This is a genomic window from Pedobacter sp. B4419 (assembly GCF_059693725.1).
In genome coordinates this window covers 1,329,836-1,353,384 of the sequence record NZ_JCASSL010000002.1, presented here as the reverse complement: position 1 = coordinate 1,353,384, position 23,549 = coordinate 1,329,836, and the positions used below count along the sequence as shown (strand labels likewise).

Here is a 23,549-nt window from a genome sequence, read left to right as displayed (position 1 = left end):
CAAATCAAATGAAACTACTATTAACATCCCTAATTTTCATTTTTTGTACGGTTGCCAGTTTTGCACAAAATACGCAGCCCGTCAAGAAAAAACTCCAAGCCAAACGTACTTCGGCAAGCCCAAAAATTGATGGCTTATTAAACGATGCCGTTTGGGAAGGCGTTCCAATTGCTACCGATTTTATAGAAAACAGGCCTGTTCCGGGCCGTATAGAACCAAAAGAAAGAAGAACCGAAGTAAAAATCCTGTATGACGATTATGCCATTTATGTAGCTGCCCGCATGTACGACAAGCGCGATAGCGTAGTGCACGAGCTGGTATCGAGAGACGACATTGGCAACGCCGATTTTATTGGGGTTGTATTCGATACCTTTTTAGATGGGGTAAACGGAAACGGATTTTATGTAACCGCTGCGGGCGTGCAGTTCGATGCCAAATACTCGCTGATTGGCGATGAGGATGCCAACTGGAACGCAGTTTGGGAAAGCGAAATCAATATTGACGACAACGGCTGGACTGCCGAGTTCAAGATCCCTTATTCGGCCTTGCGTTTTTCGAGCAGGGATATCCAAAACTGGGGCCTCAACTTTGTAAGGAAACGTACGGGATCTAACCTGCAAACGTTTTGGAACTTTGTAGATCCGAGAGTGAGCGGCTTTATCAATCAGGAGGGTATTTTGGAAGGTTTGCAGGGCATCAAAGCACCTTTGCGCCTCTCTTTCTCGCCTTATGTTTCTACTTTGGTAAGTCATTATCCTTATAACACGCCGGGGATTAAAAACACGCAAACCACTTTTAACGGCGGTATGGACGTAAAGTATGGCATTAACCAGAGCTTTACCTTGGATATGACCCTGATTCCCGATTTTGGTCAGGTGCAGAGCGATAACCGTATTTTAAACCTAACGCCATTTGAAGTAAAGTTTAATGAAAACCGACAGTTCTTTACCGAAGGAACAGAGCTGTTTAATAAAGGCGATTTGTTTTACTCAAAAAGGATTGGGTCCATCCCTTCTTATTTTGACTACAGCGATTTAAAGCCGGGCGAGAAAATCGTAAAAAGCCCGCAGGAAGCCAAAATCATTAATGCCACCAAAATATCGGGTCGTACGGCTAGTGGATTGGGCTTGGGCATATTTAATGCCGTTACCAACAGCATGTATACCGAGGTGGAAGATGCACAGGGCAACAAGCGCAACTTTAAGAGCCAGCCTTTAACCAATTACAATATTTTTGTGTTAGACCAATCGCTAAAGAACAACAGTTCGGTAAGCGTGATCAATACAAATGTGCTGAGGCAAGGCAGTGCCTACGATGCCAATGTGAGCGCGGCGATGTTCAACCTCAATAACAAAGGCAACAAGTATTTTGTAAGCGGGGCGGGAAAAATGAGCTACGTTACAGCAGCTCCTGTTTCAGCAGACCGTACCGGCTATGCCTATGATTTTAGCCTGGGCAAAAAGAGCGGAACTGTTACCTACGACTACCAGCAAACATTTTCAGATACAAAGTTCGATCCATCTGATATGGGCTTTTATACCAACAACAACTTTTTTGACCAAGCGTTAACCGCCCATTACGATGTTTATAAGCCTAGTTCCTGGTACAACAAATGGTTCAACTATTCGAGGGTCTCTTACTCAAGGAGGTTTAAGCCGGGCGATTACCAGAACCTGAGCATCGAAGGCGGACCTTATATCGAGTTTAAAAACTTCTGGTCGGCAGAGCTGAACTTCTTTTATGCGGCGAGCGGCAATGATTTTTATGAAGCAAGGAATGGACAAGTGTTTAAAACCCCTTCGCAATTTAAGTATAGCGTATTCATCAATCCCAATAGGGCTAAAGCCTATAATTTTGGTGGCAACGTGCAAATTACCAAGCTTGATCTGTTTAAGGGCCAAATCTATAACTTCTATTTCTTCCAAAACCTGCGTGTAAACGATAAGCTGGCTTTTGGCTTAGACCTTACTTACGCACCAAGCTATGATTTGGTAAACTGGGTGGCCACTCAAGGCACACAAGCCATTTTTTCGAGATACAACAGAAATACGGTAGAAAATTCGATGGATGCCAAATACAGCTTCAGCAATAAAATGGGCATTAACCTGAGGGTGAGGCATTATTGGTCTGACAGGCGAAACAAAGAGTTTTTTGTATTGAACAGCGGAGGCCGATTAGACGCCTACAACGGCGCCACACTGCAAGATGTAGACCGCAATTACAACGTGTTTAACATCGATTTGGTTTACCAATGGGTATTTGCCCCTGGAAGCGAGCTGAGTATAACTTACAAAGATGCCGCAGAATCGAATGAAATGTTTTACACCAAGCGTTATGGTGCTAACTTCGATAAGGTTTTATCAGGACCGCAAAACAACAGCCTTTCGGTTAAGGTGCTTTACTATATCGATTACCTAAATCTGGTTAAGAAGAAAAACAAATAAACCTATCTGGGGAAGACAAACATGAGGCCAAGGGCCAGTGTTTGGCTTCCCTGTATTTTGAGGTCTGTATCTCGATCGTATAAGCCTACGCCAGTAACAGATACATTGATGTAACGGTTAACCTTGGCGGTAACATTAATATCCAAACGATGGTCGATATGGCCAAAGTTATCGTAGGGAATAAACATGTTGTACCTGGTTTTGAGCATGATGTTGGTAACCACCTCTTTCTCAAAGCTGCTCACAATCTGAAAAGCCAATTCGTTTCTGAAACTCTTGCCCTTTTCTACCCCAAAGTTGTTGGCATTGGTGCGCCAAAGCGCGGTATCGAGCACAAAAGTCTGACGGGCCGTACCTGTACCAATTCGGGTAGAGAAAAATTTGTTGGGCTTGTATTCAAAACCGATAGATTCGGTTAAATAGCCTGGCGACATGAACTTAGACAAGAGATTTTCAGTTTCGTTTCCCTGTGCATCCCTGCTATAAGAAAAGCCTTTGTCAAACTGCGATTCGAAGTTAATGGAACCGAAAAAATACCAGTTTTTCGAAAGCTGTACCGCGGCTTTGTTATCCCAATAAATACGGTCTGTGGTTTTCTTTTGCAGCTGGTCTTTGTTTTTCACCTTGCCATACTGTAAGATGACTTCGCTTACGTAACTATAGCTTTCTTTACTGTATTCGGCTTTGTAATTGATCAATCCGCCAATGGCCAAAGAGTTTACCCCGCCACCTTTCCAGTTGTCGCTAAAGGCGGCCTGGTTGATGTTGATGCCTACAGAAGTTTTGGTTTTCCAGTAGTTTACCCTGGCGTTAACCGAGGCTGGCTTAAGGTTTACAGACTCGAATTGTAAGGTGCCCATCCGCGACGGAAGTGGACTGCGTTTGAGCCTAATATCTAGATCTTTGGTAGAGATAGGAATGGTGTCTGTCTCTTGGGCTACAGCAGGAAACGAAAGAATAATGACGAATAGTAGGCTAAGTAGTATGTTCTTCATTGTTTTACAAAGAAAAAGAAAAATAACAGCTAATAAAAGTTTTTATGGCGATTGGCCTTTAACTGCCGAGCCAATTGGCTAATTAGTTCATTGGTCATTAGTCATTGGTTCATTTGGTGGTAATGTTAATGAAAACAGCCAGCCGAACGGTCTAAGGTGGTGAGCGTGCATTTACCCTAAAGCTTTTTACTTCTATGTATCTTAATTAGTTGAAGAACCTGACCCAACTATAAAACTTCCGTTTCTTTAAATAATCCAAATCAAGCTCATGGGCAAAAGCCTCTCGCTCAAAACAGATGTGCATATAAGCTTGGTAATGGTTGCGAAACCTGATGAGATTAACTAGGTAATTGAACAGGTAAAACAGATAAAAAGGAATAATCAACAGTTCCAGTTGCTGCTTTAAATGTATCTGTTCGTGATTAATTAATGATTGATCGGCTTTTAGCGCCTTGGTTTTAACCAATATAAAAGGAAAAAGGGCCATTCCACTGGCAGGAAGTTTTGGCCAAACAATTAGCCAATGCCTCATGGATTGGAGGGGTTCGATTGGATGCTTAGCCTAGGCAGTTTAGGAAGCCTAAATGCAGCCGGATTACGCTTGTATGAAGCGTAGCTGTTTTTCACAAACTGTACAAACGAATAGTCTGATGCCGTTAATACAAACTGATAAGTTGGGCGGTACTGCACCATAAAGTCATTGATCTCGGTATCATCTTCTACACCGATCACAGCCTTCACATAGTCTGGCCTAAACCTGTGGTCGATAATCGCTTCGTGGTAATCGCGCTCTAAAATGGCCTGTAGCCTACGCGCATTGCGACCCTGTCGGCTCAAAAGGTTAAAAATAACATCGATGCTTAAGCCTGCGCCCGATGGTCCCAAGGAAAAAGGATCTTTGGTACTGCCTCTGTCTATCGCATATTTATATTCTTTCAAGGTTTTGGCATATTGCTCGCTTGGAGTAGGCTTTTTGCCCAAAATCTGTACTTCCTTAAGTTTGATGCTGAGAGATTTGAGCTGAAACACGATCGCCGACTGGCCCTTGTAAACTACGGTATCCATGGCATAGCCAGTCAATGCGGCAAAAAGGGTATCGCCTACTTTTACATTGGTTAGAAATTCGCCTTTGGTGTTGTTGTACAAGCCCTCGTCATCGCTGGAATTGTAGATGTACACCTTGGCCAACCTTAATTTGCTGTCATAATCAACCACAAAACCCTGTACTGCCTTGTTTTGGGCAAACAGTTTAGTGCTGCAGAGGATCAAAAATACGATGACCGAAAATCTCATGTGTTAACAAAGCTACGATTTATGCCGATAGCTTCATTTGCTCTTAACATTATTTAACTACCAAAAGTTTTTGTCCAACTTTAATGTTGTTATCGCTCAACTTGTTCAAAGCCTTCAAGTCGTCTACGCTCAGCTTAAACAGTTGCGCAATGCGGAACAAAGTATCGCCTTGCTTTACGGTATAATAACTATCGGTACTGCCTGGCGTTGTTGCAGGGCTTGGTGGATCTTTTGGTGCTACATCAACCGGTGTAAATTTTTTCTTTTCTAGCGGGATATTGGCATTGATTTCTGAAAAAACGCGGTCTTCGCGATTGATTTTTTCGCGCTCGCTTTCGGGCTGGTCGTATTGGTACAGCTTGTATTTTTCGATGGTCGAAATCAACATGTCTGGATATTTGGGATTAGTGGCATAACCAGCTGTTTTAAGGCCCAATGCCCAGTTTTTATAATCGTTTTTATCCAACTCGAACAAAAAGCTATAGCGTTTCCGCTTTAAAAACTCAGAATGGTCTTTGTACGATTCGCGGGCATCCTTATACACCCTAAAACAATCGTTCGCCTGATCGTCGTCTTTGTAATAAGCCTTGCCTTTCCAGTCGGAAGTACATTTAATGCCAAAATGATTGTTGGCATATTTGGCCAAAGAGCTGTTGCCACTGCCCGATTCAAGGATGCCTTGAGCCAAGGTAATGCTGGCGGGTATGCCATAGGCATTCATCTCCTCGATGGCTACGTTTTTATAGGTTTCGATATAGCTGATGGTGGTATAATTGGTGAAATTTGGGTTTTCTTTGTTGGCCGCTTTTTCAATCTGTTTGTTGTTGCGGCTGTACTGCCTAGACTTACAAGCACCTAACAACAAGGTAGCAACGGTTAATAAGAGGATGGTATTCTTCATTAGGGTCTATTGTTTTTTATTGGTATTCATGAGCGCTCTTCGTTCGATTGTTCATTAGAGTTTGATTTTTTGTCCGGGTTGCAGCGCTGCCGATGTCAGTCCATTCTTTTTCATTAATGCACCCGCAGTGGTACCCAGGCGCTCGGCAATTTTATTCAGGTTATCGCCTTTTTTAATGGTATAGGTTTTTGATGATTTTGATGTTGTTTTTTTCGCGCTGCGCGATTTTTTTACCGTTGCAACTACAACTGGTTCTGGTTCTTCTTCATAGTTTTCAGGCCTCTCGTCGTAAAGATAGAGTTCGTACTTTTTAATGAGGCCGATTACCTGTGAGGCCCAGGTACGGCTGTGGGCATAACCTCCCCGCTGGATGCCTCGTGCCCAATTCTTATAGTCGTATTGATTGTATTTTTCAAAAAGCACATCAAAATAAGGCCTGCTGTGCAAAAAGAAAACGAAATGGTTATAAGATGAGTCTACAGTTGGATAATCGCGGTAAGAAGAACGGATTTCGGTACTGCTGTTGGAGCCCTTTACCCCGAAATGGTTGTTCAGGTAACGGGCAATCTTGCTTTTGCCGGCGGCAGATTCGTGAATGGCCACGGCCAAGATAATGCTGGCCGGCAGCTGATGTTCGCGCATCAGTTCCTGCGCATGCTCTACATGTTCGGCGATATAATCTTCGGTAGATTGTGCTTTGCTAAAAAATGCCGATAAGAGCAACAGGCATAAAGTAAGGATTTTCTTCATTGTTAAATTGCTTGATTAAATGTTAGACGATGCTAACCGTCAATTGACAATTGCCAACTCGAATTATTTTTTTCTGATCACAAATAGTCCATCGCGAACAGGTAGGATTAATTTTTCTACCCTTTGGTCTTTCGCAATTTCATCATTAAAATTACTAATGTTTTTGGTGTCTTTGTCTTGTGCGCCACCCAACACTTTTCCACTCCACAGCACATTATCCACAATAATGATCCCGCCAGGCCTTACCCGATCGAAAATCAGCTGGTAATAAGTGCCGTTGTTCTTTTTGTCGGCATCTATAAACACCAAGTCAAAAACCTCGTCAATTTGCTGGAGGCTTTGCTGGGCATCGCCAATTATATAGTTGATTTTAGAATTTAGTGGCGATTTGGCAAAGTTGCCACGCACCATATCTTCCAGTTCGGCATTGATATCGAGGGTATAAATGATCCCGTCTTCGCTTAACCCTTCTGCCAAACACAGCGTGGCGTAACCTGTAAAAGTGCCTATTTCTAAAATCCTTCTGGCGCCTATCATCTTGCTTAATAAGCTCAATACCCGACCTTGGTAGTGGCCGCTCAACATGCGCGGCATCAATACTTTGAGGTTGGTTTCGCGGTCGATATGTTGCAAAAGCTCATCTTCGGGCTCTGCATAATTTAACAAAAGGCTTTGTAGTTCTTCGCTAATCATTGTGCTTATAAACGGTGTTGTTCCATAAAATATTGCAGAATTATGGTGGCCGAAATCGTATCTACCCGCTCTTTATCACGGCGATCGCTTTTTTTGAGGCCGCTTTGCATAATGGCTTGGTGCGCCAGTTTCGAAGTAAAACGCTCGTCGATCCAATGCTGTGGAACACCCGGAAAATTCTTTTTTAAGATGGTAGAAAAACCCTTCACGTGCTGTGCCGATTCAGAAGGCGTGCCATCCATTTGCTTCGGATCGCCAATTACAAAAGCCTCTACCTGCTCGCTCAGCATGTATTTTTTGAGGTAGTCTACGATGTCTTTGGGGTGGATGGTGTCCAAGCCGGTAGCGATAATCTGCAGAGGATCGGTTACGGCAATGCCGATACGTTTGGTGCCATAATCAAAAGCCAGGATACGTGCCATATTCGAGGCAAAGATATAGATTTATCTCGAGAGCGCCTGTGGCGCGGTTAGTAGGGAGTTCGAAAGTCGGGAGTCGGGAGTCCGAAGTCGAGAGTCAATAGTTTTTGAAGCGATTAGACTTTCCTACTCCAAACCCCAAACTCCCAGCTTAAGACTGGCCTTTTAGACTTCTGACCCAGACTTCCGACTGCGGACTTAAGACTTTTTCAAGAACCCGCCCTGTTCATCTCATCGTTGGCACCACCAGTTGAGCGCTTGGCTGCTTTTAAAGGTTTGCCAAAACGGTAGCTGAAACCTACGTTCAACACTTGGCTGTCTCTCCATAAAATGAAATACTCATTAGCGCCAGGGAAATCGGTTAAACCCTCCATCGATTGGGTATAGAAAATATCGCGTGCGCTTAGCCTCACCGTACCCTTGCCTTTTAAAATGGTTTTGGCAATACCTGCAGAAACTTGGCCGGTTGGCGAAAGCAGCTCCTGCAAATCGTTACGGGCCTTGGTGGTATAAAATCCAGAAAGTTCCGCATTTAAGGTTTTGCTGATCCTGAACTGGTTGTTCATGCTGTTGTGTAGCTGTTTGACCGAAGAACGGTAATTCACGTTTTGATAACCACTCAGTTTTTTATAGTTAAAATTGCTCTGTGCCGTAAGCGACCACCATTTAAACGGCGACACCTGCAAAGTTACCGCTACGCCAATATTGTGCATTTGGCCAACATTGCCATCGGTGTATACCAAAATGTCATCGCCTTCTGATAGAAACAATTGTGAAAAATAATTCTTGATCCCACTGTAAGAAACAGCCGTTGTCAACAAATCTTTGTACGAATGGCTCAGCTCAAAATTCCAGGTATATTGAGGCAAAAAGAATGGATTGCCTCGCTGGTAGGTGTATTTGTTAATGATAAACACAAAAGGATTGAGCTTCTGGTAAGCCGGACGGTCTATCCTCCGTCCGGTAGTGAAAGAAAAGGAATTGGCCGAATCGGCTTGATAGGTAAGGTAGCCCGAGGGGAAAAAATCCTGATAGGTTTTGGTGTAACGGCTTCCGGCTTTCACCGCATTGCCCAACTGGTTGGCCACATAATGCGTATTCTCATAGCGTACACCAACTTGATAACTCAACCGGCCCAATTTATGCTCTAGGCTGCTGTAAACCGAGTTGATGTTTTCTTCGTACAAAAAGTGATTGCTTTTGTTCAAGTCGGCATTCCAATTGTTGCCATCAAAAAGCTCGTAATTGGCCGTATTATCGGTATTAATGGTCGATGATTTAGCACCAGCTTCCAATTTGGCTGTTTTGCCCAATTGCAATACATAATCGGCTTTGGCTGCAAATATTTTCAGTTTGGATGGAATGGTGCCCCTTGAACCTTGATTATAGGCAACGGTTCCGGTACGTACGTTGTTAAAAAACTGATCATTGTCTATGCCATAGCGCAGGTAGTCTACATCAAAGCCGATATCTTGCGTTTTGCTGATGTTATGGCGGCCATACACATTGATGGCTCCGTTTTTCAGGTTAAAATCACTGGTGCTGTTGGTGGTAATGGCTGAATCAACCGCGCCTTTGCTCAACCAGGTGGCAACGGCATTGCTGGCGCCGTCTCTGGCTACCAAAGTACCAGTAAGCGTCAAGCCCAAAGTGGTTTTCTCGGAGGCATAAAAGTCCAATCCGGTTTTAAGCACATGGCTGTTGTTGGTGCTTCCCAAATAAGAAGGCTGGTCTAAGGCCGAAGTAACCGCGCCTTGGTTATCAAAATATTGCCTGTAGGCGTAAATAGAAGTAAAGCCCTTGTTATAGCCATAGCTATAGTTTACAAAAGTGTTGAACTGTCCAGATCTCAGGTTGAGCAAAAGCGAATTATTGTTCTTCAGGTATTTGCCTTGGCCTACATTGGCAACTAAATTGCCGTTAAAGCCTTCCTGTTTGTTCTTCTTGGTTTTAATGTTGATGATCCCTGCGTTTCCGTTGGCATCGTATTTGGCCGATGGACTGGTAATCAATTCGATCTGGTTTACCTGCGACGAACTCATGCTGCTCAACAAATTGCTCAGCTCGGTGCCCGAAAGATAGGTGGGTTTATCATCGATCATCACCAAAACACTGGGTTTGCCCTGCAAGCTAATGCCCCCGTTTTTATCAACCATTACACCCGGCGATTTCTCGAGCACTTCTAAAACCGTAGTTCCTGCATTGGTTACGGCCGCATCTACATTTACAATGGTTTTGCCTTGGCTGCGCTGTACAAAAGGCTTGCGCGAGGTAATGGTCACTTCTTGCAGGTTCTTGGCACTTGTGCTCAGGTTTATTGCAACTGTTTGTGTGGTAGGCAACTGAAAGGTGTTGCTGTTTTTGCTGCCAAAACCTACAGCAATAACCGTGGCATAGTAATCGCCTTGTGCGATGGCCTTAAAATCTGCCTGCCCCTTTTCATTGCTGATGGCTGCTTTAACCAAGGCTTTGTCTGTCGCTTTGTGCAGTTCTACCGTAGCGTTGGCAATTGGTTTTTGTTGCTCGTCAAGTACCGTAACAAGCAGGCTTGGCGATGTGCGCTGTGCATAAAGCCCTAGGTTGGCTAGTAGGCAGAGCAATAATAAAAATAGTTTGTTTGGTTTCATCTGTGGTTTAGTTTGCTGTTTTTCTAGGTATTGGATCAACTTTGCTGGCAATTGGCCATGATTTGCTGCATAAGCTTCCGCATTTGTTCGATGCTGCTGGCCTCTATATTCTTCAAGGCCTTCGCTCTATTTTGAATGGCAATTTCATTTACCTCTTTAGTTACCTGGTAGCCACTGTCGGTTAAGATGAGCGTTACCCGTCGGCGGTCTGAAGGATGGGCTTCGCGCACCAAATAACCTGCGTTTACCAGCAACTGGATGATTCGGGTAATGGAGGCATTGTCTTTAAAAACAATTTTGCTGATGTCGTTCTGTGTAATGGTCGGGTTTTCGGCTACGCTCTTTAAAATGAGCCATTGGTCGATGGTAATATCGTAGCCCTCTTGGCGCACATTGCGTTGTGCAAACTGGTTGTAGGTTCTAAAACACTTGTCTAAAGTGTAGAGCATCGTATCATTAAGGTTCTCCATCATGATACAAAAATATAAATGCAAAATCAATTATTGATATATCAATTAAATTTTTACAATTCGTTCCAAAACAAAGTAAGCATGAAGGTTTGTTTGGGAGGTTTATTCCTTTGGCCTGTTCACGTTATCAAAAATAATGGTGGCCAGCTTATTGTTTTTGAAGTACATCGTAATAAATTGCTTTTTCTCGTCAATCAATAACAAATCCTTCTCATCTGTTGCCGGTTGTTTGCTCACTTGTGCACCAACAGGATTCCAATAACACTTCTCGAAACCTTCCACTGTTTTTACGCTGTCAGGCTTGCCGTATTGTTTGATCGCCTTTTCCTTGGGATCGCCTATTTTAAAGCCCTTGTTAGAAGTGAAATATTTGGTTTCTATCTTTTTTGCTTTTTTGAAAAACTCCTTAAAATAAAGCAACTTGTCTTCGGAAGATGCGGTGTATTTGTGCGCATCGTTAAGATCCATCTTTTCAATTACTTCGTTGGGTACGTTATCATTATCAAAACACGAAGTAACTAATCGTTCATTGTCAGAGAACAAGATAAACGACAATGTTTGTTTTAAGCTATCGTTTGTAAACCAAGCCGTATTTTGAGACTCGAGGTGTTCCGTTTTAAAAGGCCTGCTTGCGGTTCCTTTTCCAAACATTTTATCGGTAACCGGATAGTTGTCTGCAAAATAGGGTTTTACCATTTGCTCTGGCGTTGGAAGGTCGTCTGATACGGCTTCTTGTTTTTGCTGATGGCACGAACTGATCAGCACAGCGATGAATAGGGCTGCAATAAATGGTTTTTTCATGGTACGGATTTGTTTTGCTGAAATACAAAATGCGAATATATTTTTTGAATAACAGTTTAGAAGGCAAAATTGCTGTGATTTTTTAAATAAATCTTTTTAGATCCAACCTTATCATTTAACAGCACTATCTTTTGCCCTTCCGCCTTCTACCTTTCAACCCATCCCCAAACGCTTATCGCCACGCTATACCCAGTACGCAGTGCCAATCTCACATCTAATGTCTCATATCTCACATCAAATTCTTATTTTGCGCCTATGCAGTTTAAAGAGATTATTGGACAGGAAAACGTTAAGCAACAACTGATACAAACCGTTGTAGAAAACCGGGTTAGCCACGCACAATTGTTTTTGGCGCCATCTGGAAGCGGAGCGATTTTGTTGGCCATTGCCTATGCCCAATACATCAACTGCCAAAACAAAACGGCAACAGACAGCTGCGGCGAATGTTCTTCGTGTCGCAAGTACGAAAAATACATTCACCCTGATCTGCATTTCTCCTATCCTTTTTTTGCATCGGCTTCGGTAAAAATTGCCACCGATGTACTTGAAGAATGGCGAAGCCTATTGCTCGAAGAGCCTTATTTTGATTTGGATATTTGGCGGTCGAGATTAAGTGCCGACAACAAGCAGGCAAATATCAATATTGCCGAATGCCATGACATCATTAAAAAACTGAGCTACAAAGCATTTGAGGCCGATACGAAGGTGCTCATTATGTGGTTGCCCGAGTTTTTGGACAAGGAAGGCAATGCTTTGTTAAAAATTATCGAAGAACCGCCTGCAAATACGCTGTTTATCTTGGTGGCTCAAAATCAGGAACAGATCTTGTCTACTATTCTATCGCGAACACAAATTGTGAAGATTCCCAAACTGGCCGATGAAGTGGTAGAAGATTACCTCATCAACAAAGCACAGCTATCGCCACAGCAGGCTATAGAATACGGCTTTTTGGCCGACGGCAACCTGATCGAAGCCAATGCATTGCTCAATGATGTAGCCAACAACAACGCAGGCCTTTTTGCCGAATGGCTCAGGATGGGATTTGGCAACCGCGTGCCGGCCATGATTGCCTTTACCGACCAGGCTGCGGGCTGGGGAAGAGAGAACCAAAAGAATTTTTTAAAGTATGGCATCAATTTTTTACGCGAGTGCAGCTTGTTGCTGAGCGGTGCCTACGATTTGGTTAAATTACCGCCACAAACGCTGGAGGTGGCGCAAAAGCTGTCGGAAAAAGTATTCAACCTGGCCATGGTAGAGGCGCTGATCAACGAGTTGGAGCAGGCACATTACCACGTAGAGCGCAATGCGAATCCGAAAATTCTCTTTTTAGATGTATCTTTACAATTAGTTAAAATCATAAAGTTTAAAACGCTCCCTCAGGGGACTCAATATATATACAACTAATATGGGATGTGGAAGTTGTTCAACAGGAGGCGGTTGCGCCCCTGCGGGCTGTAAAAGCAATGGTTCCTGCCTAACAGGCGGCTGCCAGAAAATGGAAGTACACGATTGGCTGTCTAATATGGACATGCCTTCAAATTATATGCCTTTTCCGATAGTGGAAGTGAAGTTTAAGGGCTCCAGAAAAGAGTTTTTTGTTAATCACGACAACATTTATCTCGAAATAGGCGAACTAGTGGCCGTTGAAGGTCCAACAGGCGGTTATGATGTAGGCCATGTTTCCCTAACCGGAGAACTGGTGCGCATGCAGATGAAACGCCGCAAAACACATTTAGATCAGGTTACCCGCAAAGTATATCGCAAGGCTACAGAAGCCGATGTAGAGAAATGGAAACTGGCCAAGGGAATGGAATGGGAAACCATGCATAAAGCCCGTACTTTGGCATTGGATCTGCGTTTGTCTATGAAAATCAGCGATGTAGATTACCAAGGCGATAAAACAAAAGCTACTTTTTTCTATACCGCCGAAGGCCGTGTAGATTTCAGGGAGCTCATCAAAAGAATGGCCGAAACTTTCCGCATCAGGATAGAAATGCGCCAAATCGGCATGCGCCAAGAAGCTGGCCGTTTAGGTGGTATTGGCTCTTGCGGACGCGAATTGTGCTGTTCTACTTGGCTCACCAATTTTAAAACCGTTTCTACCGCCGCAGCCAGGTACCAAAACCTTTCGTTAAATACCCTAAAATTGGCTGGCCAATGTGGCAAACTAAAATGTTGCCTCAATTATGAGCTTGATACCTATCTAGATGCCCTTAAAGACATTCCAGACCGTATTGAATCATTGCATACCGAAGTAGGTGTGGCACGCCACCAAAAAACAGATATCTTCAAAAAGCTGATGTGGTTCAGTTATGCCAATCAGGAAGATTGGATTCCGCTAAAAGTTGATCGCGTGAAAGAAATCATGGCGATGAACAAGCGGGGAGAAAAACCGGTAAACCTTAAAGAAGAAGCGGTAGCGCTGAAACCAACGGTAGTGGTAGAAAAGGTATACGATTATGAAAATGTGGTAGGTCAGGATAGTTTGACGCGCTTAGACGAGAAAGCCAGAAACCGTAACAATAATAACCGTAACCGCAATAAAAACGGCAAAGGTGAGCATAACCGTGGTGGCCAAAACCAAGGTCAGCCACAACAAGCCAGACCGGCACAAGGCAACAAACCTGCACAGGGGAAAAACCAGCAGCCTAAGCCAGCGCAACAAGCGCCAAAACAAAATCAGCAAACGCCGAAGCCTGTAGCCGAAGGAGCTGGAAGTCAGCCACAACAAGCGCAGAAACAAGGCAATCGCCCTAATAAAAACCGGAACAAGAACCGCAATAAAAATAAGCCCAACAATCCATCGGGCACAGCACCAAAAAATGACTAAGCTTACCTCTGCGCTCTTTTTTTTGGCCATATTGGTCCTCTTTTCGGGTTGCATGAGCGACGAATTGCTCGATGTAAACCAAAGCGTTGACGAAAATAGCTGGGCCTATGCCAAAAGCCTAAAGGCAACGGTAGAAATCAAAGAGCCAAACCAGGCCTATCAGGTTTACTTTAGGCTGCGCCACACGGTCGATTATCGCTACGCCAATCTCTACGTAGTAATGCACCTGAAGGGAGCCGGACTGCAAAAGCAAACGCGCTACCAATTTAAGCTGGCCAAAGCAGATGGCGAATGGCTAGGGCAGGGATCGGGAGATATTTATACCCATACCTTCCGTTTGTTGAGCGATTATCGCTTTCCGAAAGCCGGCAAATACGAAATCGAAATAGAACAGAACATGCGCGACAACCCTTTGCTGGGCATTAGCGATATCGGTTTGAGCGTAAGCAAACAACCATAAAATTTACTCATTTATAGGTATTTAAAACCTTAAGGTTAACACTGATTTTTACAGGCATTAAGGGAACAAGAAAGAAAAACAGATGAAGAAGTTAGCATGGGCATTGAGCCTCCTCCTGATTACCACCTTTGTCCAAGCGGCAGAAATTACCTTCATGGACAATCCAGCGTGGACCAGCGTATTGGAAAAGGCCAAAAAAGAAAATAAAATGATTTTTTTAGATGGCTATGCCACTTGGTGCGGTCCCTGCAAAACCATGGATGCCGAAACCTATAAAAATCAGGCGGTGGCCGATTATTTCAATGCCAATTTTATCAATGTTAAATACGACATGGAAAAAGGCGAGGGTCCAAAACTGGCCGAACAATTTCAGGTGACGGCCTATCCAAGCCTCTTGTTTATCAATGCCAATGGCAATATCCTGCATAAAGGCGTAGGCTTTCATGAAGCGGCGGATTTTGTAACGCTGGGTCAAACTGCCAAAAATCCGGAAACCCAATTTTTTACCTTAAAGACCAAGGCATTAGAATTAAACAATGCCCAGTTTGTAAAATTTGCGGCCATGGCAGCCGATTTCGAAGATGAGGATTTTGAACAGATCAGCAATGATTATTTGGCAAAACAGGCCGATATTTTGGGCAATGCCGATTTGATCGATTTGTTGATGAACCATGTAGAAAGTCTGCCCGATGAAAAGGCATTGGCTTATATTATTGCCAATAAAGCGAAAATCACAAAAGACGGCAAATATACGCCTGAACAAGTAGACGAACGCATTGTGGGCCTAACCTTGGGCTTCGCCGTTTCTAATTCGATACAAGAAGGTGCCGAGGAACCAGATTATGCGGCGGTTAAAAATATGCTGGATAAATACATTCCACAAAAATCTTTTTTTGTTTACCATTTCTTCAGGACGCAATTTTTCATCAATACCAAACAAACCGACGAAGCCGTAAAGGAATTCGATATTATTTTGGCCAATACGCCATCAAAAATAGATTTCGAATACTTGTGCAACGCCATGATGAGCTTTGGTCCGGTATTGGCCGAAGAGGGTAAATTGGCTCCGGTTTTAACCAAGTTCGAAAATATCATCATCCCTGCCAAGGATGCCAAAAAAGCTTACCTAAAAGATTATGTAAAAGCCATTCTCTTCATCAAAGGCAAAGAATTTGACAAGTTTAGAACGATTGCAAAAGGCATGATTGCTAGTCCAGATACCCCAGAGGCGGTAAAGGAAGACTTGAAAAGTGCTTTGACGCAAGTTGAAAAAATGTAAGAGCCAGTTGACAATTTTCAGTTTATAGCTAGGGTGACTTGGGAAGCAAAAACAGTATTCCTTTTGATTGTTATTCCCGCTTTTTGCTTAAGCTTTCGCTTTGCTCAAGGCTATCGCTGTCAATCGGGTTTAGGTAACAGCTGTTCCTGCTACTCTGTTCTATTGCACAGGCTAAAGTAAAATAGCCCAGATTGGAGCGACATCCTTTTTTGCTAACAAGACAAAAAAGATACAGCGGAAAGCAGGACTGCCTTTGATCCGTTTCACGGTTATTGCGCTTCAAACTTAGTCAGTTGGCAATTTTCAGTTAGCGATTTACAGTCAAGTAGCGTCTTAGCTATAGCAAAGGCATCAGTTGTTCCAATGCCATGCCCCTACTTCCCTTTAACAATACTAAATTTCCTTTAACCGGGTTCGCCGTAAGATAGGCCGATGCCTCGGCGGGCGTGCTAAAGAAATGGCCTGCGTACCTGTCTTTAAGCGGATAAAAATATTTGCCGATAAAAACCAGGTGCTCAATTTTGTTTTCTAGGGCAAGTTTAACTACTTTTTCATGTTGTTCTGGAGACTCTTCGCCCAGCTCGAACATATCGCCCATAATAGCCGTTTTATGTGCGGCACTCAAGGCCTTGAGGTTGTTAAGGGCGGCGCTCATGCTGCTCGGATTAGCGTTGTAAAAATCGCAGATCACGGTGTTGTTCTCGGTTTGGGTAAGTTGGGAGCGATTGTTGGTCGGGTAATAATTGGCCAAGCCATTGTTAATCGCCACGGCGGTTAATCCGAAGAAATGTCCGATGCAGATAGCCGCCAATATATTCTCAAAATTGTAGGTGCCTGTTAAATTGGCTTTTGTTCGATGGGTTGCATTAACAGCGGTCCATTCCAATTCAATAAATGGATCGCTATGCAATAATTGGCCTTTAATGCTGTTGCCCTCCTCCGTTCCGTAATAAACCACCTTGCTCAACTCGGCTTTCTCGCTCATTTCGATCAGGTAGGGATTGTTGCGGTTAACAAAGGCATAGCCATGTGTTTGCTTAAGGTAGGCATAGAGTTCCGCCTTCCCTTTTTTAACGCCTTCAAAGCCTCCAAAGCCATCCAAATGCGCCATGCCCACATTGGTGATCAGTCCGTGGGTAGGCTGCGCAATTTCACAGAGCATGGCAATTTCGCGTTGGTGGTTGGCGCCCATTTCAATTACGGCTATTTCAATATCCTTGGTTAAGGATAAAATAGACAGTGGCACGCCTATATGGTTATTCAAATTGCCTTTGGTGGCGAAGGTCTTATATTTTTCGGCTAAAACAGCCCTGATCAGTTCTTTGGTAGTGGTTTTGCCATTGCTGCCAGTTAAGCCAATTACCGGAATTTGAAGCTGCTGGCGATGGTGTTTGGCCAAATCCTGTAAGGTGGTCAATACATCGTCAACCAAAATGCACTGTTCGTTTTTGGCATAGTCGGCATTGTCTACCACGGCAAACGCAGCCCCTTGTTCCAACGCTTTTTCGGCAAATACATTGGCATCGAAATTTTCGCCTTTGAGGGCAAAAAACAGGCATCCGGCACTAATGGAGCGGGTATCTGTACAAATTATGGGCTGCTGTAAATAATGTTGGTAAAGCTGTTCGATATTTGCCATTGCAAGCGGATAAAGTTCAGGTAAAATTACAAATGCAAAGCTAAAAAAAGCATTCTTTTTAGTATTATTGATTATTAATCGCCATTTGTATGAAAAAACTGCTACACTGTTTATTTCTTTTTTGTTTGGGTGTATCTGCTGCTTGGGCCCAGATTCCTTCGCCCGATGAGTTTTTAGGCTATCCATTGGGGAGCCACTTTACACCCCATCAAAAAGTGGTCGATTATTTCAAAAAAGTAGCAAATCAAAGCAAGAATATCAAACTGCAGACCTACGGCAAAACCTATGAGGGCAGAGAGCTCTTGCTTGCCGTTGTTTCTGATCAGGATAACATAGACAAGCTGGAGCAGATCAGGACCAATAACCTCAATTTTTCGAGCATTAACAAAAGTGCATCTAAACTGAGCAAACAGCCTGCAATTTTATGGCTGAGCTATAATGTGCATGGCAACGAGGCCAACTCTACCGAAACCGCTATGAAAGTACTTTATACATTGGCCCAAGGCAGCGAAAGCGGTGTAAAGGATTGGCTGAAAAACACCGTTGTGATTATAGATCCCTGCCTCAATCCCGATGGCAGAGAAAGATACGTAAGCTATTTCAATATGGTGAGCGGCAAAGTGCCTAATCCAGATCCTTCGGCAAGGGAACATAGCGAGCCTTGGCCGGGAGGCAGGCCCAACCATTATTATTATGACCTTAATCGCGATTGGGCTTGGCAAACGCAGATCGAAACCAGGCAACGCCTGGTGGCTTATCACCAATGGATGCCACAGGTGCATGTAGATTTTCATGAGCAGGGCTATAACGAACCTTATTATTTTGCTCCTGCGGCAGAGCCTGTACATCAGGATATCACCCCATGGCAGAGAGAATTTCAGGTGATAGTAGGAAAAAACAATGCCAAGTACTTCGATGAAAACGGCTGGCAGTATTTTACCAAGGAACGTTTCGATTTGTTGTATCCATCTTATGGCGATACCTATCCGCTATACAATGGGGCAATTGGCATGACTTACGAGCAGGGAGGCATTAGAGCCGGCTTGGCGGTGGTAACTGCCGATGGCGATACGCTTACTTTAAAAGACAGGATCGATCACCATTTTACAACCTCTATGGCTACCATAGAAACCGTAGCGGGCAATGCCGATAAATTGTTGAGCGAATACAAAAAATACTTTGAGCAAAGCACCACCAATCCGCCAGGAGTTTATACCACTTATATTGTAAAGGCCCAAAATATTCCGCGCCTGCGCAAACTGGCAGAGTTGCTGCAGAGCAATCATATCGCTTATGGCTTTGGTGCCGATCGCACGCTGAATGGCTATAACTACGAAACGCAAAAGACAGAGAGTTTTAAGGTTGAGCGCAACGATTTGATCGTGAACCTGCAACAGCCACATTCGGTAATGGCTAACGTGCTTTTTGAGCCCCAAACAAAAGTAACGGATTCAAATACCTACGATATTACGGCTTGGGCCCTGCCTTACGCCTATGGCTTAAATGCCTATGCCGTTAAAGAGGCGGTAACTGGCAGCTTTAATTTTATTGAAGAGAAAAAAGAAACCGTGCCCAATATCTCTAAACCTTATGCTTGGGTAATTCCATGGAATTCGGTGGCCGATGCACAGGTACTTATCGCATTGCAAAAACAAAAGGTAAAAGTGAGGATTGCCGAAGAAGGGTTTACCATTGGGGGTAAAGCCTATCCTGCAGGTTCTTTGCTGATTTATCGCAACGAGAACGAACGGAATGTAAAAGATTTTAACAGGTTTCTAAGCGAAACGGCGAAAGGATTTAATGTTTCCTTCTTTCCTATTGCCAGTGGCTATGTAGAAAAGGGAAAAGACTTCGGGTCGTCGGTTTATCGTTTGTTAACGGTGCCGAAAATCGCGGTGATAGCCGGACAAGAAGTTTCATCGGGTGGCGTAGGCGAAGTTTGGCACTTTTTTGAACAGGAATTAGGTTATCCAATTACCATGATCAGTGCCCAATCTGCCGGTTATTTAGACATCAACAAGGTCAATGTGCTGATTATGCCCGATGGTTCCTATAGCGATAAAATGGGTGATCAGTTGAGCAATTGGCTGAATGCAGGCGGCAAGCTTATTTTAATGGAAGATGCCATCACCTCCCTGGTGGGCAAAAAACCTTTTGAAATCAAAAAGAAAGAATACCCTAAAAAAGACGAAAAGGAAAGCGCAAGTCGCAAATATTCGGAAAAAGATAAAGATGATCTGCAAAATTCCATTCCTGGAGCTATTTATAAGGTAAGCCTCGACCAGAGCCATCCATTGGCGCTTGGCTTGGGCAAGTATTACTATACCTTAAAAACTGACGAGAAAATTTACGAGCCGTTAGAAGATGGCTGGAACGTGGGTTCATTAAAGCCCAATAGCTACATGGCGGGCGTGGCTGGAGAGAAAGTGAAAAAGAAATTGGATACCGGCATGCTTTATGGCGTACAAGAAGTAGGCAGGGGAACCGTAGTTTACCTGGGAACCGATGTGCTGTTTCGCTCGTTTTGGGAAAATGGAAAGCAACTGTTTACCAATGCGCTTTTCTTGGTTAATTAAATTCTAATTATATCAGACTTCACCGAAGGTAGAAGTTAAAAGCCCTGTTTTTTTACAATGAGCGTTGTGAAAAAATAGGGCTTTTCTGTGTCTTGTTATGGCAAAGCAATTGATGGTAATTGTTTAAATAGGCATGTCTTCTCAATAAAATTAACAAGCAAATAATTCTTTGCGTTTTCCTCAGATTTCATAACTAAAGTTCTCGTAAGAAATCTATTCCTATCGTTCTTAACGCTTGTTTCTGTGCAAAAAAGAGCTCCTTAAATAGGCTTCAGGACAGTCAAATTGACCATATGTCAGAATCACCTTTGTTAAAGTTTTGTTAACAAAACCAACGTAGCAACGCTAAATTCATCGAATCCAATTCGGAAAAATTTAACTAAAACTAATTAATCTTATGAAAAAACTTGTACTAAGTTTATTCATTTTATGTGCACTAACTTTGGTGGCGTTTGGTCAAGAACGTACCATCACAGGAACTGTTACATCAAATGATGACGGGCTTCCGATTCCGGGAGCAACAATTAAAGTAAGGGGTGCAAACGGCACCACACAAACTACCGCCGACGGCAAATACACCATTAAGGTTACGGCCACGGCAACAGCGCTCGAATTTTCTTATCTGGGTTTTGCAACCGTTATTAAACAACTTGCAAATGCAGGCAGTACAATAGATGTCTCCTTGCAAACCGATGCAAAGGCTTTAAGTGAAGTAGTAATTACGGGATATGGAAGCGTTTCTCGTAAATCCTTTGCAGGAGCAAGTTCGGTCATCCCTGCTGGAGAAGTGGCAAAGCAAACTTATGGTTCGTTTGATCAGGCCTTGCAAGGTGCTGCGCCAGGCATCTCTGTAATGGCCAACGGTGGTCAGCCAGGACAACAAGCCGTGGTAAGGATCAGGGGTAATGGCTCCATTAACGGCTCAAATACCCCACTTTATATTTTAGATGGGATCGAGATATCTGCAGCTGATTTTCAAACCATGAACCAAGGCGATTTTGAAAGCATCGATTTATTAAAAGATGCGGTAACAACAGGTATTTATGGTTCGAGGGGTGCAAATGGGGTTATCGTAATTACCACGAAGAAAGGCAAAACAGGCCAGATCCAGATTAATTACGATTTGCAGCTTGGCCGAAGCAAGATGCCAGAAGACAGGCTGATCGTAATGAACAGCAAGCAAAAAATCGACTATGAAGTTGATATCAGAGATAATCCTTACGGCTGGACGCCTGAAGAGGCAGACGAAAAAAGAGCGGTTGATTTTAGCTGGAAAGATGCCCTTTTCCAAACCGGAAATACGCAGCAACATCAGATCAGTGCCAACGGAGGAACTGAAAAGAGCAAATTTTATGCTTCTTTGTCTTATCTTGATCAAGAAGGTATTGTACGAACTACAGGCCTTAAGCGCTACACTGCCAGGGTTAATGTAGATAATGTAGTAAATAATTTCAGGTTTGGCTTAGGCGTTCAGGGTGGTTTTTCAAAACGTTCAAATACAGGCGAAGGATCTGCATTTGTTAATGACCCATTAAATGCAGTTCGTTGGAGCAATCCTTGGGAAACCGCTTATAATCCTGATGGAAGTTTTAATCAAATTTTTGAAGATGGAATAGGCTTGGGCCAGTTGAGCTCTGGGCAGCCTAATGCCTTGATGGAACTGTTGTTGAACTATAACAACGGACGCCAGATCAAAGGAATAGCTACATCGTATTTAGAATATCACATTCCTCAGGTAAAAGGCTTATATGTGAGAACAAACTGGGGTGTAGATTATACGCAAGATGAGGTATATGCATTTAATAGCCCTTATACTACTGTTAGTTTTGCGAAGAACGGTTCATTAACCAGAAGCTTGAATAGAAATTTCCGTTATACAGGAACGACTTCTATCAACTATTCCAATTCGTTTGGCAAACATGAAATAAGTGGAGGCCTATTTACCGAGGTAGTTAAAAACGATTCGAGATTCTTTAATTACACTGGATACGGGTTTACAAATGGCTTTAACAATGAAGCCGGTATGACTCCAGGTTCTGCTACCTCAGAAAATTATATCCCAATAGTTGGAGGTAATGGTTTTCAAAATGGATTAATGTCGTTATTTCTCACCGCAAATTATGGTTATGATAATAAGTATTTCCTTAACCTGGTGGGAAGAAGAGACGGTTCTTCAAAATTTGGAACAAATAACAGATGGGCAAACTTTGGATCAATTGGTGTCGCTTGGAATATGAGCGAAGAAGATTTTATGAAGGAAATAACCTTTGTAAATAGCTTGAAATTAAGGGCCAGTTATGGTTCTACGGGTAACAATGCCACCCCAAACTATCCATTGGCTCAATTTAACGCCATTACCTATGCTGGCAAAAGAGGGTTTAGTCCAGGAGTTGCCGGCAATCCTTTCCTTACTTGGGAAACCAATATTACGGCCAATCTTGGCTTAGATTTCTCAGTTTTGAAAAACAGGCTTTCTGGAACCATCGAAGTTTACAACAGGAAAACAAAAGACCTGTTTTATGATGTGCCAGTAGATCCTGCTGCAGGTGGTTTTGTCAAGATTCCAAGTAATTTCGGCTCGCTCAGAAACAGGGGAATTGAATTGGCGTTAAACGGAGATATATTCAGGTCAACAACCGGTGTTAACTGGACATTAGGCGCAAATATTTCTTATAATAAAAATGAAATTTTGAGCCTTCCAGCAAATAATGTAATCGATGGCGTGACGAGACTATCGGTAGGCAAGCCGGTAAATTCATTGTTTTTAGTTCCTTATGTTGGTGTTAACCCAGACAATGGCCACGCTTTATACCGTAAACTTGATGGAAGCATTACCGATATATTTGATACAGCCGATAAGATTATGTATGGTACGTCTGACGCACCATGGTTTGGTGGTTTTTCTACCCGCGTAGCTTATAAAGGCTTTGACCTGAGTGCGCAGCTGAACTTCTTCCTAAAAAGACAAATGTTTAACAATGACTTGACCAACCTCACCAATCCGACGTATTATTTTGATAACATGCATATCTCAATGCTAAATGAATGGACACCAAATAACAGAATAACAGATGTGCCAAGTTCAGATCCGAGTGGTGGAAACTCTTTCCAAACTGAAACCAGCAGATTTTTGGATAATGCTAATTTCTGGAGGCTGCGTAACGTTACGTTGGGTTATACTTTCCCTAAAGCGATGCTAAATAAAGCCAAAATTAGATCGGCAAGAGTTTTTATTCAAGGTCAAAATTTATGGACTTCTACCAAATTCAGAGGCTTTGACCCAGAAGCAACTGGAGTAAGCTTAGTTGGTGCTCAATACCCGTCCCTAGTTCAAGGATCTATAGGTTTAACCATTGGTTTTTAACATTTAAT

The 23,549-nt window shown here is 43.1% G+C and carries 18 protein-coding genes; 7 read left to right on the top strand and 11 right to left on the bottom strand.

Annotated features, from left to right (window positions below; genetic code table 11):
- Positions 1 to 8 precede the first annotated feature (8 nt).
- The gene (locus AC570H_RS17370; RefSeq protein ID WP_497357136.1) at positions 9 to 2,444 is read left to right on the top strand and encodes a DUF5916 domain-containing protein; all 2,436 of its coding nucleotides are present in this window, start codon (positions 9 to 11) and stop codon (positions 2,442 to 2,444) included.
- 2 nt (positions 2,445 to 2,446) lie between these two features.
- Here AC570H_RS17370 and AC570H_RS17365 read toward each other — a convergent pair whose 3' ends face one another.
- The 10 genes from AC570H_RS17365 to AC570H_RS17320 form a co-directional block, all read right to left on the bottom strand.
- Complete coding sequence (locus AC570H_RS17365) at positions 2,447 to 3,439, bottom strand: DUF3078 domain-containing protein (protein WP_497357134.1); 993 nt, start codon at positions 3,437 to 3,439, stop codon at positions 2,447 to 2,449.
- A gap of 205 nt (positions 3,440 to 3,644) precedes the next feature.
- Positions 3,645 to 3,971 carry a hypothetical protein gene (locus AC570H_RS17360; protein WP_497357132.1) on the bottom strand — a complete coding sequence of 109 codons (327 nt, stop codon included), beginning with the start codon at positions 3,969 to 3,971 and terminating at the stop codon, positions 3,645 to 3,647.
- Positions 3,968 to 4,732 (bottom strand): hypothetical protein, encoded by a 765-nt coding sequence (locus tag AC570H_RS17355; protein WP_497357130.1) that lies wholly within the window; start codon positions 4,730 to 4,732, stop codon positions 3,968 to 3,970. Before AC570H_RS17355 ends, AC570H_RS17360 begins: the two co-directional genes overlap by 4 nt.
- A 49-nt stretch (positions 4,733 to 4,781) precedes the next feature.
- Positions 4,782 to 5,633, bottom strand: coding sequence for a glucosaminidase domain-containing protein (locus AC570H_RS17350; protein ID WP_497357128.1), 852 nt, complete (start codon positions 5,631 to 5,633; stop codon positions 4,782 to 4,784).
- Between the two features lie 54 nt (positions 5,634 to 5,687).
- Positions 5,688 to 6,383: a glucosaminidase domain-containing protein gene (locus tag AC570H_RS17345; protein WP_497357126.1), complete on the bottom strand. Its 696-nt coding sequence runs from the start codon at positions 6,381 to 6,383 to the stop codon at positions 5,688 to 5,690.
- Between the two features lie 63 nt (positions 6,384 to 6,446).
- On the bottom strand, positions 6,447 to 7,076 hold the full coding sequence (locus AC570H_RS17340; RefSeq protein ID WP_497357124.1) for an O-methyltransferase: 630 nt from the start codon (positions 7,074 to 7,076) through the stop codon (positions 6,447 to 6,449).
- A 5-nt stretch (positions 7,077 to 7,081) separates the two neighbouring features.
- Positions 7,082 to 7,498, bottom strand: a complete 417-nt coding sequence (gene ruvX, locus AC570H_RS17335; protein ID WP_497357122.1) for a Holliday junction resolvase RuvX — start codon at positions 7,496 to 7,498, stop codon at positions 7,082 to 7,084.
- Positions 7,499 to 7,704: 206 nt separating this feature from the next.
- Positions 7,705 to 10,122, bottom strand: a complete 2,418-nt coding sequence (locus AC570H_RS17330) for an outer membrane beta-barrel protein (protein ID WP_497357120.1) — start codon at positions 10,120 to 10,122, stop codon at positions 7,705 to 7,707.
- Positions 10,123 to 10,157: 35 nt separating this feature from the next.
- Entirely contained in the window at positions 10,158 to 10,595 is a 438-nt protein-coding gene (locus AC570H_RS17325) for a MarR family winged helix-turn-helix transcriptional regulator (RefSeq protein WP_497357118.1), read from the bottom strand.
- A 99-nt stretch (positions 10,596 to 10,694) separates the two neighbouring features.
- Entirely contained in the window at positions 10,695 to 11,393 is a 699-nt protein-coding gene (locus AC570H_RS17320; protein ID WP_497357116.1) for a hypothetical protein, read from the bottom strand.
- Positions 11,394 to 11,648: 255 nt separating this feature from the next.
- Here AC570H_RS17320 and AC570H_RS17315 point away from each other — a divergent pair, with 255 nt between their 5' ends.
- From AC570H_RS17315 to AC570H_RS17300, 4 genes are all read left to right on the top strand, one after another.
- Positions 11,649 to 12,797: a DNA polymerase III subunit gene (locus AC570H_RS17315; RefSeq protein WP_497357114.1), complete on the top strand. Its 1,149-nt coding sequence runs from the start codon at positions 11,649 to 11,651 to the stop codon at positions 12,795 to 12,797.
- A gap of 1 nt (position 12,798) precedes the next feature.
- The gene (locus AC570H_RS17310; protein WP_497357112.1) at positions 12,799 to 14,223 is read left to right on the top strand and encodes a PSP1 domain-containing protein; all 1,425 of its coding nucleotides are present in this window, start codon (positions 12,799 to 12,801) and stop codon (positions 14,221 to 14,223) included.
- On the top strand, positions 14,216 to 14,683 hold the full coding sequence (locus AC570H_RS17305; RefSeq protein ID WP_497357110.1) for a gliding motility lipoprotein GldH: 468 nt from the start codon (positions 14,216 to 14,218) through the stop codon (positions 14,681 to 14,683). Before AC570H_RS17310 ends, AC570H_RS17305 begins: the two co-directional genes overlap by 8 nt.
- Before the next feature lie 82 nt (positions 14,684 to 14,765).
- A complete protein-coding gene (locus AC570H_RS17300; protein WP_497357108.1) occupies positions 14,766 to 15,962 on the top strand; it encodes a thioredoxin family protein in 1,197 nt (398 codons plus the stop codon).
- Positions 15,963 to 16,299: 337 nt separating this feature from the next.
- Here the strand turns inward: AC570H_RS17300 and AC570H_RS17295 are convergent, their stop codons facing one another.
- Positions 16,300 to 17,601, bottom strand: coding sequence for a UDP-N-acetylmuramoyl-tripeptide--D-alanyl-D-alanine ligase (locus AC570H_RS17295; protein ID WP_497357106.1), 1,302 nt, complete (start codon positions 17,599 to 17,601; stop codon positions 16,300 to 16,302).
- Positions 17,602 to 17,690: 89 nt separating this feature from the next.
- Here AC570H_RS17295 and AC570H_RS17290 point away from each other — a divergent pair, with 89 nt between their 5' ends.
- Both AC570H_RS17290 and AC570H_RS17285 read left to right on the top strand, forming a co-directional pair.
- A complete protein-coding gene (locus tag AC570H_RS17290) occupies positions 17,691 to 20,177 on the top strand; it encodes a M14 family metallopeptidase (RefSeq protein WP_497357104.1) in 2,487 nt (828 codons plus the stop codon).
- 397 nt (positions 20,178 to 20,574) lie between these two features.
- Positions 20,575 to 23,541, top strand: coding sequence for a SusC/RagA family TonB-linked outer membrane protein (locus tag AC570H_RS17285; RefSeq protein ID WP_497357102.1), 2,967 nt, complete (start codon positions 20,575 to 20,577; stop codon positions 23,539 to 23,541).
- Positions 23,542 to 23,549 lie beyond the last annotated feature (8 nt).

Bases quoted from the DNA above. Each gene is read 5' to 3' on its own strand.
- AC570H_RS17370 (WP_497357136.1), top strand. From the start codon at position 9: ATGAAACTACTATTAACATCCCTAATTTTCATTTTTTGTACGGTTGCC.
- AC570H_RS17365 (WP_497357134.1), bottom strand. From the start codon at position 3,439: ATGAAGAACATACTACTTAGCCTACTATTCGTCATTATTCTTTCGTTT.
- AC570H_RS17360 (WP_497357132.1), bottom strand. From the start codon at position 3,971: ATGAGGCATTGGCTAATTGTTTGGCCAAAACTTCCTGCCAGTGGAATG.
- AC570H_RS17355 (WP_497357130.1), bottom strand. From the start codon at position 4,732: ATGAGATTTTCGGTCATCGTATTTTTGATCCTCTGCAGCACTAAACTG.
- AC570H_RS17350 (WP_497357128.1), bottom strand. From the start codon at position 5,633: ATGAAGAATACCATCCTCTTATTAACCGTTGCTACCTTGTTGTTAGGT.
- AC570H_RS17345 (WP_497357126.1), bottom strand. From the start codon at position 6,383: ATGAAGAAAATCCTTACTTTATGCCTGTTGCTCTTATCGGCATTTTTT.
- AC570H_RS17340 (WP_497357124.1), bottom strand. From the start codon at position 7,076: ATGATTAGCGAAGAACTACAAAGCCTTTTGTTAAATTATGCAGAGCCC.
- ruvX (WP_497357122.1), bottom strand. From the start codon at position 7,498: ATGGCACGTATCCTGGCTTTTGATTATGGCACCAAACGTATCGGCATT.
- AC570H_RS17330 (WP_497357120.1), bottom strand. From the start codon at position 10,122: ATGAAACCAAACAAACTATTTTTATTATTGCTCTGCCTACTAGCCAAC.
- AC570H_RS17325 (WP_497357118.1), bottom strand. From the start codon at position 10,595: ATGATGGAGAACCTTAATGATACGATGCTCTACACTTTAGACAAGTGT.
- AC570H_RS17320 (WP_497357116.1), bottom strand. From the start codon at position 11,393: ATGAAAAAACCATTTATTGCAGCCCTATTCATCGCTGTGCTGATCAGT.
- AC570H_RS17315 (WP_497357114.1), top strand. From the start codon at position 11,649: ATGCAGTTTAAAGAGATTATTGGACAGGAAAACGTTAAGCAACAACTG.
- AC570H_RS17310 (WP_497357112.1), top strand. From the start codon at position 12,799: ATGGGATGTGGAAGTTGTTCAACAGGAGGCGGTTGCGCCCCTGCGGGC.
- AC570H_RS17305 (WP_497357110.1), top strand. From the start codon at position 14,216: ATGACTAAGCTTACCTCTGCGCTCTTTTTTTTGGCCATATTGGTCCTC.
- AC570H_RS17300 (WP_497357108.1), top strand. From the start codon at position 14,766: ATGAAGAAGTTAGCATGGGCATTGAGCCTCCTCCTGATTACCACCTTT.
- AC570H_RS17295 (WP_497357106.1), bottom strand. From the start codon at position 17,601: ATGGCAAATATCGAACAGCTTTACCAACATTATTTACAGCAGCCCATA.
- AC570H_RS17290 (WP_497357104.1), top strand. From the start codon at position 17,691: ATGAAAAAACTGCTACACTGTTTATTTCTTTTTTGTTTGGGTGTATCT.
- AC570H_RS17285 (WP_497357102.1), top strand. From the start codon at position 20,575: ATGAAAAAACTTGTACTAAGTTTATTCATTTTATGTGCACTAACTTTG.